This is a genomic window from Frigoribacterium sp. CFBP 13605 (assembly GCF_014839405.1).
GTDB lineage: Bacteria > Actinomycetota > Actinomycetes > Actinomycetales > Microbacteriaceae > Frigoribacterium.
The window spans coordinates 1-12,748 of the sequence record NZ_JACYNS010000075.1; the positions used below are offsets into that span (position 1 = coordinate 1).

Genomic DNA, 12,748 nt, shown 5'->3' on the forward strand with positions numbered 1-12,748 from the left:
CGGCGGGCACCGGCCCGCGTCGGCCGAGGTGACCCAGTGGACCGCGCCGACCTCGGCGGCGGGCGCCGGCTCGGGGCTCGTCGCCGAGAGCTCGGCCGCGAAGACCGTCATGGCGACCTGCCGACCCTCGGGCTCGCCGTGCGCCTGCGTCACGACGGTGAAGAGCTCGGCCACGGTCGTCGGGTCGAGTTCGACGCCGACCTCTTCGCGCGACTCCCGGACCAGCGCCTCGGCCGCGGTCTCGCCGGCCTCGAGCTTGCCGCCGGGCAGGTACAGCACGTCACGGCCGCGGGCGGTCACCATCAGCATCCGACGGTCACGGACGAGGGCGAGCGCGCTGACGACGATGGTGTCCATCAGGCCATCCTCGGGCACGACGACGTCGGCCCGGTGCGCCGGCGTCCGGGGGCGATCAGCCCGCCGAGGCCTGACGCTCGTCGTCGACCGCGCGCAACGGCGACGACGAGGAGGCGCGGCGCCCGTCGGTCACGCCGAAGAGCGCCTCGAGGCCGTCGCGGAACTCGTCGCCCCGGCCCTCTCGGGCCAGCTCGCGCGCCCGGACGGAGGGGGTGTGCAGCAGCACGCCGGCGAGGTGTCGCAGGGCCGATTCGGTGCGGTCGGACGAGTCCCCGCGCGACCGCGCGCGCTCGATCTCGGCGTCGAGCAGGTCGAAGACGTGCTTGCGCAGCGCGACGACGGACGGCGTGAGCGACTGTTCGGCGGCGACGGCCTGGAACTCGGCGGCCGCGGACGAGACGAGGGCGCGGGCGTCGTCGGCCGCGCTGAGCTGGGGCAGCGGCGCGTGCAGGCTGATGGTCTCGAGGTCGAGCAGCTCGACGCCCTCGACGCCGGCGACGAGCGGGTCGACGTTGCGGGGCAGCCCGAGGTCGATCACGAGGCGGCGGCCGCCGGGGAGGACGACGTCGCGGGTGACGACCGGCTCGGTGGTCGAGGTGCAGGTGATCAGCACGTCGCTCCAGGCGACGGCGGTGGCGAGGTCGTCGTACGGCGTCGCGGCGTGCTTGAGGCCGAACCACTCGGCGCGGCCCGAACCCGAGTAGACGGCGAGCTGGTCGGCGCCACGGTCGCGAAGTGCCGCGACGGTGGTGGCCGCGTACTGGCCGGTGCCCACGATGAGGACGCGCGCCTCGGACCAGTCGGTCACCCGTGAGGACGCCAGCTCGAGCGCGAGGCGCACGAGTGACCGGCCCGCGCCTCCGACGTTGGTCTGGTTCTTGATGCCCCGGGAGGTCTGCGACGCCTTCTGGAAGAGGCGCTCGAGGTCGCGCGAGGTGGTGCCGTCGTGGCGGGCGCGCTCGAGCGAACGGCGCACCTGGCCCGAGATCTCGTCCTCGCCGACGACGACGGATTCGAGGCCCGAGCTGACGGCGAACAGGTGCTCGACGACCTCGTCGCCCGTGATGACCCGGACGCTGTCGCGCAGGTCGTCGGGCTCGACGCCGCTGGCGGTGCTCATGGTCTCGATCGTGGCCTCGACGGCCAGGGCGCTGCCGGCGGTGAGGGGCTCGTCGACGTCGAGGTAGGCCTCGAACCGGTTGCAGGTCGCGAGCACGACCGCGCCGCTGACGAAGTCGCTGCCGTCGACCAGGGTGCCCGCCGCCGAGGGTGCGCCGATGCTCAGCCTCTCGAGGAGGTCGAAGCTGGCGTTCTGGTGGGACGCCGTGAGGCAGATGAGCACTGAGTGATCCTAACTCTGATCGGCGTTTTCGGCTGGGCGTTGACTCGACGTCGAGTGGCCGGGAATGCCACACGACGGTTGCAGCTTGCAACAACGGAGCCCGGGGCCGCATTCCGGCCGCCGGCCCGCACCGCATCGAACCAAGGAGACACCATGACCTCGACCACCAGCATCCAGTGGCAGCTCGTCGCCCGCCCGCACGGCGAGCCCACCCCCGACGACGTCGCCCGCGTCGAGGTGACCCTGCCCGAGCTCGGCGACGGCGAGGTCCGCGTGCAGAACGAGTTCCTGTCGGTCGACCCCTACATGCGCGGTCGCATGAACGACGTGAAGTCGTACGTCCCGCCTTTCGCCCTCGGCGAGACCATGACCGGCGGGGCCGTCGGCCGCGTCGTCGAGTCGCGTTCGGACGACCTGCCGGTCGGCACCGTCGTGCTGCACGAGCAGGGCTGGCGCGACGTGGCCCAGGGAGGCGCGGCCACGTTCCGTGCCGTGCAGCCCGTCGACGGCGTGCCCCTGTCGGCGTACCTGGGCGTGCTCGGCCTCACCGGCCTGACGGCGTACGTCGGCCTCACCGAGATCGCCGGCATCCGCGAGGGCGACGTCGTCTTCGTGTCGGGTGCCGCCGGGGCCGTCGGCACCATGGTCGGCCAGATCGCCCGCCTCAAGGGAGCCTCGCGCGTGATCGGCAGCGCCGGTTCGGCCGAGAAGGTCGAGCTGCTGACCTCGAAGTACGGCTTCGACGCCGCGTTCGACTACAAGGACGGCGACGTCTCCGAGCTGCTCGCCGAGGCCGCGCCCGACGGCATCGACCTCTACTTCGACAACGTCGGCGGCGACCACCTGTCGGCCGCCCTCGCCTCGTTCCGCACCGGCGGTCGTGCCGCACTCTGCGGCTCGATCGCGAACTACAACTCCACCGGCGCCCCGGTCGGCATCACGGGCATGACCAACATGGTCACCCGCGGTCTGACGATGAAGGGCTTCACGTTGGGCGACTACCGCCACCTCGCACCCGCGTTCCAGGCCGAGATGGGCCCCTGGCTCTCCGCCGGCGACGTCGTGTACGACGAGACCGTCGTCGAGGGCGTCGACAACGCGTTCGACGCCTTCACCGGGCTCATGCGCGGCGACAACGTCGGCAAGATGGTCGTCGCGGTCTCCTGACCCGCGCCTCCTCGTCCGCTCGCGCGTTCGAGGCGATCCGACCGGGACGGTCCCGCCGTGGCGGGGCCGGCCGCGGGTCGCCTCGACGCGACGTCCAGCGGGCGATGGGACAATCGACCACGTGACCCAGACCTCCGCCCTGCCCGAGCAGCACCCGCTGGCCGCCGGCCTCACGACGCGTTCGCCGCTGGTCCGTGCCCTGCGCGGCGACCGGCCCGAGACGCTGCCGGTGTGGTTCATGCGCCAGGCGGGGCGCTCGCTTCCCGAGTACCGCGAGCTGCGCGTCGGCACCGCCATGCTCGACGCCTGCCTCACGCCCGAGCTGGCGAGCGAGATCACGCTGCAGCCGGTCCGCCGTCACGGCGTCGACGCGGGCATCTTCTTCAGCGACATCGTCGTGCCGATCAAGCTGGCCGGCGTCTCGGTCGACATCGTCCCGGGTCGTGGTCCGGTGCTCGAGACGCCGATCCGCACGGCGGCCGACGTCGCGGCCCTGCGGCCGATCGACCCGGAGGCGCTGGCCCCGATCGCCGCGGGCGTCGCCCAGACCGTCGCGCAGCTGGGCAGCACGCCGCTGATCGGGTTCGCCGGCGCCCCCTTCACCCTCGCCGCCTACCTCGTCGAGGGCGGGCCGTCGAAGGACCACATCCGCGCCCGTGCCCTCATGCACGGCGATCCCGAGACCTGGGACGCCCTGCTCACCTGGGCCGCGGACGTGACCGGCGCCTTCCTGCGGGCGCAGGTGCTCGCGGGGGCGAGCGCCGCCCAGTTGTTCGACTCGTGGGTCGGGTCGCTCTCGCTGGCCGACTACACCGCGCACGTCGCCCGCCACTCGGCCCGTGCCCTCTCGCACGTCGCCGACCTCGACGTGCCCCGCATCCACTTCGGAGTGGGCAGCGGCGAGGTGCTGGCCGCCATGCGCGACGTCGGCACCGACGCCGTCGGGGTCGACTGGCGCATCCCGCTCGACGAGGCCTCCCGTCGCCTCGGTGGCTCCACCCCGGTGCAGGGCAACATCGACCCCGCCATGCTCCAGGCGCCGTGGGCCGTGCTCGAGGCGCACGTCCGCGACGTGGTCGAGCGTGGTCGGGCGGCCCCGGCGCACGTGCTCAACCTCGGCCACGGCGTCAGCCCCGACACCGACCCCGACGTGCTCACCCGCATCGTCGAGCTCGCGCACACGCTGTGACCCCGCCCGTCGTCACCCCGAGCGGCGTCGTCGACGTCGCCGTGGTGGGCGGCGGCATGGGCGGCATCGTGCTCGCCCGTGACCTGGCCGCCGCCGGGTTGGGCGTCGTGCTGTTCGAGGCGTCCGACCGACTGGGCGGCGAGGTCTCGCGACACGTGGTCGCCGGCATCGCACTCGACGCCGGGGCCGAGAGCTTCGCGACCCGGGGCGGCACGGTCGCCGGTTTCGCCACCGAACTCGGCCTCGGCGACGACATCGTCCTGCCCGATCCCCGCGGGGCCTGGCTGCACGAGGCCGACGGCGAGTCCTTCCCCATCCCGCGCACGGGGCTGCTCGGCATCCCCGGCGACCCGTCCGCCGCCGACGTGCGAGCCGTCGTCGGCGAGGCCGGCGTGACCCGCGCGCTCGCGGACGCCGACCTGCCCGCCGAGATCGGGTCCGAAGAAACCACCCTGGGGGGGCTCGTGCGGGCGCGCATGGGCGACGAGGTCGTCGACCGGCTCGTCAGTCCCATCGTCTCGGGCGTCCACTCGCTCCACCCCGACCTGCTCGCCGTCGACCGCGTGGCCCCCGGGCTGCGCTCGGCCCTCCAGCGCGAGGGCAGCCTCGCCGCCGCCGTGCTCGGACTGCGCGCCCTCGCCCCGGCCGGCTCGGCGGTGGCGGGCATCCGCGGCGGCCTCGCCCGGCTGGTCGACCCGATCGTCGCCGACCTCCAGCGGCACGGCGTCGACGTCCGCCTCGGCACCCGCGTCCGCTCGATCGACGAGACCGGCGTCGAGACCGCGGGCGGTGAGCACGTCCGGGCGAGACAGGTCGTGCTGGCCGTCGGGGACCACGACGCGGTGGCCCTGACGACCCGCGCCTCCTCGGTGCCGCCCGGAGCGATCACCCTCGCGACCCTCGTCGTCGACCGGCCGGAGCTCGACGCGGCACCCCGGGGCACGGGCGTCCTCGTCGCCCCCGGCTCGACCGGACTCCGGGCCAAGGCCCTCACCCACGCGACCGTCAAGTGGAGCTGGCTGGCCGAGCTCGCCGAGGGACGCCACGTGCTCCGGCTCAGCTTCGACTCGCCCGTCGTCGACCGCGACACACCCGACGCCGAGGTGCGCGACGCGGCGCTCGCCGACGCCTCGACCCTGCTCGGCGTCGACCTCGCCGCGCGCCACCTGGTCGGCTTCGGCCGGGCCACCTGGGACGCCCCGCGCCGGGCCGAGGCGGCGGTCGTCACCGAGCCCGTGGTCGAGGTCGTCCAGGCAGGAGGCGCGGTGGCGGGACGGGGGCTGGCCGCGATCATCGCCCACTCGCGTCGTCAGGCCGCCACCCTCGTGGCGGCGCTGTCGGCGCCCCCGTCCCGCGACTGAGGCCCCGGGGTCGGACCGCTTCGGTCCGGCGCGGGCGTCGGGCACCCGCCTCGGGCTACATTGGAGGGACGTGTGCGGCACATGCCGTCGCGCGTACGACCACGAATGGAGTCCCCCGTGCGAGGCAAACTGATCTTCGTCGCCGGAGCCGCTGTCGGATTCGTGCTGGGCGCCCGCGCCGGCCACGACCGGTACGAGCAGATCACCGAGAGGGCGTCCAAGGTCTGGAACAGCCGGGCCGTGCAGCGCCAGGTCGCCAAGGGCCAGGACTTCGCCGGTGCCAAGACGGCCGACGGCGTGGACGCCGTCGTCACCGGCATCACCCGGGGCATCTCCAAGGCCTTCGGCGGCGGCCGAAAGAAATGACCGACTCGACGCGCAGCGACAAGGTGCGGCACAAGACCAGGCCGCGGTCGCTCTTCGCCCTGGTGCAGGACGTCCCGACGCTGGTCACCGACCTGGTCAAGGGCGAGTTGGCCCTGCTCAAGTACGAGGTCATCGGCACACTCAAGGCCTTCGGCATCGGTGCCGGCTTCCTGGTCGGGGCCCTGGTCTTCGTCTTCGCGATGCTCGGCGTCCTCCTGACCGGCATCGTCCTGCTGCTCGCCATCTGGCTTCCCGGCTGGGCGTCGGCCCTCATCGTCGCCGGCGTGCTGTTGCTCGTCGCCGCCCTGCTCGCGTTCCTCGGGTACAAGGCGATCAAGAAGGGGCTCCCGGCGGTCCCCGAGAAGACCATCGCGAGCCTCAAGGCCGACCTCAAGGCCGTCAAGGGCGTGGGGTCGATCCCCGGCGCCCGCCTCGACGAGCGCTGACGCGCCTCCTCGACACCCCCACCCTTCCCGTTCCCGACAGGAGCACCGTGAGCGACAGCAGCGACATCCAGGCCCACATCGACCGCACGCGCGCCGAGCTCGCCGCGACCCTCAACGAACTCGAGGACAAGCTGAACGTGCCCAAGCAGTTGGGCATCGCCGGGCACCGCGCCAAGGCCTCGTTCGACCGCGACAAGACCCCGTGGCTCGCCGCCGCCGGGGCGGGTGCGCTGGCCGTCGCTGGCGTCGTCGTCGCCGTCGTCAAGCGCCGCTGACCGCTCGCCCGGCTCGCCGGTCGGCTCGACCGCCGGCGGGCACCGGGTGCCGTTCGCTCGACCGGGAGCAACCTGGTTGGGCTCCCAGCGTGCCGAGAGGGAGAATGGCTGCATGAGTTCCAGCGCCGACGCGGCAGCGCCCGTACTGCCGACGTCCGATTCATCCGCAGCACCCGTCCAGACCGAGTCCGACGACGCCGCGGCGAGCACACCGCCACCCGTCGAACGCCTCGGCTACACGCTCTGGGCCGTGCTGCGACGCGACCCGCAGAACCCCTACGCCCCCGAGCTCGACGACGTCCCGCAGCTCGACGCGGTCGTCGACGCCCTGGCGGGTCTCGGCGTGACCGTCCGTGGCTTCTACGACGTCAGCGCCCTGCGGGCCGACGCCGACATCATGATCTGGCTGCACGGCGAGGTGCCCGAGGCCGTCCAGTCGGCCTACCGGCAGCTGCTGCGCACCGACGTGCTGGGCGGCCTGCTGCCCACCTGGAACGCCATGGGCATGCACCGCGAGGCCGAGTTCTCGCGCAACCACAGCCCGGCCTTCATGCGGGGCAAGGCACCCGAGACCTGGTTGACGGTGTACCCGTTCGTGCGCAGCTACGAGTGGTACCTGCTGCCCGAGGCCGAGCGCCGTCAGATGCTCGCCGAGCACGGCAAGCAGGGCTCCGAGCACCGCGCGGTGCTGACGAACACCGTCGCCAGCTTCTCGCTCGGCGACTACGAGTGGATCCTCGCCCTCGAGGCTCCCGAGCTCGTCCAACTGGTCGACCTCATGCGCGACCTGCGCTACACCGAGGCCCGCCGCCACGTCCGCGAAGAGATCCCGTTCTTCACGGGCCGACGCATCCCCACCACCGACATCATCGAGGTCTTGTCGTGACCGACACCAGCAACATCACCAACGGGCAGCTCGTCCGCAACGCCACCCCCGCCGCGGCCTCCGGCCCCGAGCACGTCTCCGAGCCGACCGACTACGACGCCATCCTGCTGGCCGGCTTCGGCGGGCCCGAGGGGCAGGACGACGTCATCCCGTTCCTGCGCAACGTCACGCGCGGGCGGGGCATCCCCGAAGAGCGGCTCGAAGAGGTCGCGACGCACTACCGCCACTTCGGCGGCGTCAGCCCGATCAACGAGCACAACCGCGAGCTCAAGGCCGCCCTCGAGGCCGAGCTCGAGCGTCGCGGCATCGACCTGCCGGTCATCTGGGGCAACCGCAACTGGCAGCCCTACATGGCCGACGCCGTGCGCGAGGCCGACGAGCGCGGGTTCCGCAAGCTCATCGCGGTCGCGACCAGCGCCTACTCGTCCTACAGCTCGTGCCGCCAGTACCGCGAGGACTTCGCCATGGCGCTCGACGCCACCGGCCTCGAGGGCACCATGCAGATCGACAAGGTCCGCCAGTTCTTCGACCACCCCGGTTTCGTCCAGCCGTTCATCGACGGCGTGCGCGACGCGCTCGTCGCGGCTCGCGCCGAGAACGAGGGGCTCGACCTCGCGACCGAGGTCCAGGTGCTCTTCGCGACGCACTCGATCCCGTCGACCGACGCGGCCAAGAGCGGCCCCCAGGCGCGCGGCTTCGACGCCGACGGCGCCTACGCCGCCCAGCACAAGGCCGTCGCCGAGGTCGTCATGGCCGCGGCCGAGGCCGCCCTCGACCTCGACCTGCCCGAAGGGGGCGGCACCACCGTCCCCTGGCAGCTCGTCTACCAGTCGCGCAGCGGCCCGCCCTCGATGCCATGGCTCGAGCCCGACATCAACGACGCCATCGACGACCTGGCCGGCGGTCCGACCCGCGCCGTCGTCATCGTGCCGCTCGGGTTCGTCAGCGACCACATGGAGGTCATGTGGGACCTCGACAACGAGGCGATGGAGACCAGCGAGAAGAACGGTTTCTGGGCGACGCGCACCCCGACGCCGGGCATCGACCCGAACTACGTCACCGGGCTCGTCGACCTCGTGCTCGAGCGTCGTGACGGCGTCCCCGCCGAGGACCGCCCCCACGTGACCGACCTCGGGCCCTGGTACGACGTCTGCCGTCCCGGCTGCTGCGAGAACGTGCGACTGGGCTTCAAGCCCGCCTTGTCCGGCCTGGTCCCCTGACCCCGTGGCGACCATCCGCATCGGAACTCGGGGCAGCGCGCTGGCCGTCGCCCAGTCGACCACCGTCGCCGACCGCATGGCGGCCGCGACCGGCCACGACGTCGAACTCGTCCGCATCAAGACCGAGGGGGACCGCTCGCAGGGCACCGGCGAGTCGCTGGCGTCGCTCGGGGGCACCGGCGTGTTCGCCAGCGCCCTGCGCGAGGCGCTCCTCGCGGACGAGTGCGACGCCCTCGTGCACTCGCTCAAAGACCTCCCCACCGCCACGCACCCCGGTCTCGTCATCGGGGCGACGCCCGGTCGGGCGGATGCCCGCGACGCCCTCTGCGCGCGCGACGGGCTGACCCTCGAAGGACTGCCCCAGGGTGCCCGCGTCGGCACGGGATCGCCGCGTCGTGCCGCCCAGCTGCTCTCGCGACGTCCCGACCTCGAGGTCGTCGACATCCGCGGCAACGTCGACACGCGGCTCGGTCGCGTCGGCGTCGACCTCGACGCCGTCCTGCTCAGCGCGGCGGGTCTCGGCCGCCTGGGACGCCTCGACGCCGCGACCGAACTGCTGGGGCTCGGCTTCTGGCCCAGTGCGCCCGGGCAGGGCTCGCTCGCCGTCGAGGTCCGCGAAGGCGACCCCGACGAGGCGCTCGCCCGCGGTCTGGCCGCCATCGAGGACGAAGAGACGCGCCTCGTGGTGACGGCCGAGCGAGCCGTGCTGGCCGGGCTCGAGGCCGGTTGCGCGGCACCCGTCGGTGCCAGTGCCGTCGTCGACGCCGGGTTGCTGCTGCTCAGCGCGACCGTCTACAGCCCCGACGGCAGCCGACGCCTCAGCTCGTCGCACGCCGTCTCCCTCGACGACGGTCCGCTCGTCGCGCGCCTCGCCGACGTCCACGAGGTCGCCGGCCGTGTCGTCGACGAGCTGCTCGACTCCGGTGCGGCCGAGTTCGCCCCGTTGGGCGGCGGACCGGCCGGCGGTGACCCCCTGGGCAGCGCCACGTGACCGCCGACAAGCCGCTCAAGGGCGTGCGCGTCCTGGTGCCGCGCGGTGGCAAGTGGGGCGACGGGGTCGCGGCCTCGCTCCGGTCGCGCGGTGCCGCCCCGGTGATCGCCCCCCTCATCAACTTCGCCCCGGCCGAGACGCCCGAGCTGCTCGCCGCGGCCCTGGCCCGCCTCGAGTCCGGCGTCTACGAGTGGCTCGTCGTCACGAGTGCCACCACGGTCGACGTCCTGGTCGGCAACGGCATCCGGCCCCCTGCCTCGACCCGGGTCGCCGCGGTCGGCGAGACCACCGCCGCCGCCCTGAGCCTGGCGGGCATCCGCGTCGACTTCGTCCCCGAGGGCGACAACTCGGCCCGCGGACTCGTGAAGGAGTGGCCGGCCGACGAGGTCACCGGTCGCGTGCTCGTCCCGCAGTCCGACCTCGCCGAGCCGACCCTCGTCGCCGGGCTGTCGGCCCGCGGGTTCGACGCCGAGTTCGTCTCGGCGTACCGCACGGTGGGCGTGCCCGTCTCGGCCGAGGTGCGCGACGGCGTCGCCGACGGTTCGATCGGCGTCCTGCTCGTGACCTCGGGCAGCGTCGCCCGCCAGATCGCCGCCCAGCTGGCGCCCCTGCCCTCGCAGACCCTCGTCGCGTGCATCGGCCCGCGCACCGCCTTCGACGCCCGTGCCGCGGGGCTGCCCGTGCACCTGATCGCCGAGACCCGATCGGCGGCCGCCCTCGTCGAGGCCGTGGTGGACCACGCCCTCGACGGCCCGTCCGCCGGAACGCCCCCCACCGAGAAGGACTGATGTCCGATTTCCCCCGAGTGCGGCCCCGCCGCCTCCGCGCCACCCCTGCCCTGCGCCGCCTGACGGCCGAGACGCGCCTGCACCCCGCCGACCTCGTCCTGCCGATGTTCGTCCGCGAGGGCATCGACGAACCCACCCCGATCTCGTCCATGCCGGGCGTCGTCCACCACAGCCTGTCGAGCCTGCCCCGGGCCGTCGAGCAGGCCGCCGAGGCCGGTGTCGGCGGGGTCATGCTCTTCGGCGTACCCCTCGAGAAGGACGCCGTCGGATCGGGCGCGACCGACCCCGAGGGCATCCTCAACGTGGCCACCCGCGTGGCCGTCGACGCCGCGCAGGGCGCGCTGGTCGTGCAGACCGACCTCTGCCTCGACGAGTTCACCGACCACGGCCACTGCGGCGTCCTCGCCGCCGACGGCTCTGTCGACAACGACGCCACCCTGGTCCGCTACGACGAGATGGCGGTCGTCCAGGCCGAGGCCGGCTCGCAGCTGATCGGCATGAGCGGCATGATGGACGGCCAGATCGGCTCGGCCCGCGACGCGCTCGACGAGGCCGGCTTCGGCGGCACGGCACTTCTCGCCTACGCGGCCAAGTATGCCTCCGCCTTCTACGGCCCCTTCCGCGAGGCCGTCCAGTCGACCCTGGTCGGTGACCGCCGCACCTACCAGATGGACGCCGCCAACGGGCGCGAGGGCCTCCGCGAGGTCGACCTCGACATCGCCGAGGGTGCCGACGTCGTCATGGTCAAGCCGGCCATGAGCTACCTCGACGTCCTCGCCGAGACCGCCGCGACCAGCACCGTGCCGGTCTGGGCGTACCAGATCAGCGGTGAGTACGCGATGATCCACGCGGCCGCCGCGAACGGCTGGATCGACCTCGACGCCGCGTCGTACGAGAGCGTCCTGTCGATCAAACGGGCGGGTGCGGACGCGATCCTGACGTACTGGGCCACCGAACTGGCCACGCGCCTCCAGAAGGAGCGGTTCTGATGACCGAGCAGAGCAACGACACCTACTTCACCCGGGCCAAGCGGTCCATCCCGGGCGGCGTCAACTCGCCCGTCCGTGCGTACGGCTCCGTCGGCGGGACGCCACGGTTCCTCGTGGGTGCCAAGGGCGCCTACGTCACCGACGCCGAGGGACGCGACTACGTCGACCTCGTCGCCTCGTGGGGTCCGGCGATCCTCGGGCACACCCACCCCGAGGTGCTCGAGGCCGTCCAGCAGGCGGCCGCGCGCGGTCTGTCGTTCGGGGCGTCGACGCCCGCCGAGACCGAACTCGCCGAGCTGGTCCGCGAACGCGTCGCCGTCGGCGACCAGCGACCGATCGGCAAGCTGCGCATGGTGTCCACCGGCACCGAGGCGACCATGACGGCCATCCGCCTCGCCCGCGGCTACACCGGTCGCGACCTGCTCGTGAAGTTCGCCGGGCACTACCACGGGCACTCCGACTCGCTGCTGGCCGAGGCCGGCTCGGGCGTCGCGACCCTGTCGATGCCCGGCTCGGCCGGCATCACGGCCGAGACCGCCGCCCAGACGCTCGTCCTTCCCTACAACGACCTCGACGCCGTGCGTGCGGCCTTCGACGAGCACGGCCCGCGCATCGCCGCCGTCATCGTCGAGGCCGCCGCCGCCAACATGGGCGTGCTCGCGCCGCAGCGGGGCTTCAACCGCAGCCTGTCCGAGATCACGCGACGCCACGGCTCGCTGCTGATCGTCGACGAGGTGCTCACCGGCTTCCGCGTGGGACGCGCGGGCTGGTGGGGTCTCGAGGCCGCTCGGGTCGTCCCGGACGGCGCTGGCTGGGAGCCCGACCTCATCACGTTCGGCAAGGTCATCGGCGGGGGCATGCCGCTCGCCGCCCTGGGCGGTCGCGCCGAGGTGATGGACTTCCTCGCCCCGCTGGGGCCGGTCTACCAGGCGGGCACGCTCAGCGGCAACCCGGTGGCCGTCGCCGCCGGCATCGCCACGCTCAGGCTCGCCACGCCCGAGGTCTACGCCCGGCTCGACACCGTCGCCGACCAGTTGTCGGCCGGCGTCTCGGCCGCCCTGTCCGCCGAGGGCGTCGAGCACAGCGTCCAGCGCGCCGGGTCGCTCTTCTCGTTCGCCTTCACGCCGACGGCACCGAACGACTACGACGACGTCCGCGCCCAGCAGTCCTGGCGCTACCCGCCGTTCTTCCACGCCATGCTCGACGCCGGGGTCAACCTGCCCCCGTCGGTGTTCGAGGCGTGGTTCGTCACGGCGGCCCACGACGACGACGTGGTGTCGCGCATCCTCGACGCCGTGCCCGCCGCGGCCAAGGCCGCCGCGGCCGCGCAGGCGCCGCACTAGCCACCCCGGCCGGCCCACCGGGGCCGGG

The 12,748-nt window shown here is 73.4% G+C and carries 14 protein-coding genes; 12 read left to right on the forward strand and 2 right to left on the reverse strand.

What is annotated here, in order from left to right:
• Together IFT36_RS12250 and IFT36_RS12255 are read right to left on the reverse strand one after the other, a co-directional pair.
• Positions 1-357, reverse strand: a 357-nt coding sequence (locus IFT36_RS12250; protein ID WP_200413265.1) for an NUDIX hydrolase, incomplete at its 3' end; no start/stop codon positions are given.
• Between the two features lie 55 nt (positions 358-412).
• On the reverse strand, positions 413-1,699 hold the full coding sequence (locus tag IFT36_RS12255; protein ID WP_056044137.1) for a glutamyl-tRNA reductase: 1,287 nt from the start codon (positions 1,697-1,699) through the stop codon (positions 413-415).
• Between the two features lie 153 nt (positions 1,700-1,852).
• On the opposite strand from IFT36_RS12255, the gene IFT36_RS12260 reads away from it, so the two are divergent.
• From IFT36_RS12260 to hemL, 12 genes are all read left to right on the forward strand, one after another.
• On the forward strand, positions 1,853-2,866 hold the full coding sequence (locus IFT36_RS12260) for an NADP-dependent oxidoreductase (protein ID WP_200413266.1): 1,014 nt from the start codon (positions 1,853-1,855) through the stop codon (positions 2,864-2,866).
• A gap of 121 nt (positions 2,867-2,987) precedes the next feature.
• Positions 2,988-4,055: a uroporphyrinogen decarboxylase gene (gene hemE, locus IFT36_RS12265; protein WP_236557063.1), complete on the forward strand. Its 1,068-nt coding sequence runs from the start codon at positions 2,988-2,990 to the stop codon at positions 4,053-4,055.
• Positions 4,052-5,416 carry a protoporphyrinogen/coproporphyrinogen oxidase gene (locus tag IFT36_RS12270; RefSeq protein ID WP_307785092.1) on the forward strand — a complete coding sequence of 455 codons (1,365 nt, stop codon included), beginning with the start codon at positions 4,052-4,054 and terminating at the stop codon, positions 5,414-5,416. Before hemE ends, IFT36_RS12270 begins: the two co-directional genes overlap by 4 nt.
• Before the next feature lie 117 nt (positions 5,417-5,533).
• A complete protein-coding gene (locus tag IFT36_RS12275; RefSeq protein WP_043595360.1) occupies positions 5,534-5,782 on the forward strand; it encodes a hypothetical protein in 249 nt (82 codons plus the stop codon).
• Entirely contained in the window at positions 5,779-6,228 is a 450-nt protein-coding gene (locus IFT36_RS12280; RefSeq protein ID WP_054147459.1) for a phage holin family protein, read from the forward strand. The genes IFT36_RS12275 and IFT36_RS12280 overlap by 4 nt, the downstream gene beginning before the upstream one ends.
• 47 nt (positions 6,229-6,275) lie before the next feature.
• Positions 6,276-6,503 (forward strand): DUF3618 domain-containing protein, encoded by a 228-nt coding sequence (locus IFT36_RS12285; protein WP_043595223.1) that lies wholly within the window; start codon positions 6,276-6,278, stop codon positions 6,501-6,503.
• A gap of 112 nt (positions 6,504-6,615) precedes the next feature.
• Complete coding sequence (gene hemQ, locus IFT36_RS16540) at positions 6,616-7,389, forward strand: hydrogen peroxide-dependent heme synthase (protein WP_082460100.1); 774 nt, start codon at positions 6,616-6,618, stop codon at positions 7,387-7,389.
• Positions 7,386-8,609: a ferrochelatase gene (locus IFT36_RS12295; RefSeq protein WP_082460099.1), complete on the forward strand. Its 1,224-nt coding sequence runs from the start codon at positions 7,386-7,388 to the stop codon at positions 8,607-8,609. The genes hemQ and IFT36_RS12295 overlap by 4 nt, the downstream gene beginning before the upstream one ends.
• Before the next feature lie 4 nt (positions 8,610-8,613).
• Positions 8,614-9,600, forward strand: coding sequence for a hydroxymethylbilane synthase (hemC, locus tag IFT36_RS12300; protein WP_200413267.1), 987 nt, complete (start codon positions 8,614-8,616; stop codon positions 9,598-9,600).
• On the forward strand, positions 9,597-10,388 hold the full coding sequence (locus IFT36_RS12305) for a uroporphyrinogen-III synthase (RefSeq protein WP_200413268.1): 792 nt from the start codon (positions 9,597-9,599) through the stop codon (positions 10,386-10,388). The genes hemC and IFT36_RS12305 overlap by 4 nt, the downstream gene beginning before the upstream one ends.
• A complete protein-coding gene (hemB, locus tag IFT36_RS12310; RefSeq protein ID WP_043595219.1) occupies positions 10,388-11,377 on the forward strand; it encodes a porphobilinogen synthase in 990 nt (329 codons plus the stop codon). The genes IFT36_RS12305 and hemB overlap by 1 nt, the downstream gene beginning before the upstream one ends.
• On the forward strand, positions 11,377-12,720 hold the full coding sequence (hemL, locus tag IFT36_RS12315; protein ID WP_159824863.1) for a glutamate-1-semialdehyde 2,1-aminomutase: 1,344 nt from the start codon (positions 11,377-11,379) through the stop codon (positions 12,718-12,720). The genes hemB and hemL overlap by 1 nt, the downstream gene beginning before the upstream one ends.
• Positions 12,721-12,748 lie beyond the last annotated feature (28 nt).

Excerpts from the sequence above, each read along its gene's own strand:
- IFT36_RS12260 (WP_200413266.1), top strand. The coding sequence starts at position 1,853 with ATGACCTCGACCACCAGCATCCAGTGGCAGCTCGTCGCCCGCCCGCAC.
- hemQ (WP_082460100.1), top strand. The coding sequence starts at position 6,616 with ATGAGTTCCAGCGCCGACGCGGCAGCGCCCGTACTGCCGACGTCCGAT.
- IFT36_RS12280 (WP_054147459.1), top strand. The coding sequence starts at position 5,779 with ATGACCGACTCGACGCGCAGCGACAAGGTGCGGCACAAGACCAGGCCG.
- hemB (WP_043595219.1), top strand. The coding sequence starts at position 10,388 with ATGTCCGATTTCCCCCGAGTGCGGCCCCGCCGCCTCCGCGCCACCCCT.
- hemL (WP_159824863.1), top strand. The coding sequence starts at position 11,377 with ATGACCGAGCAGAGCAACGACACCTACTTCACCCGGGCCAAGCGGTCC.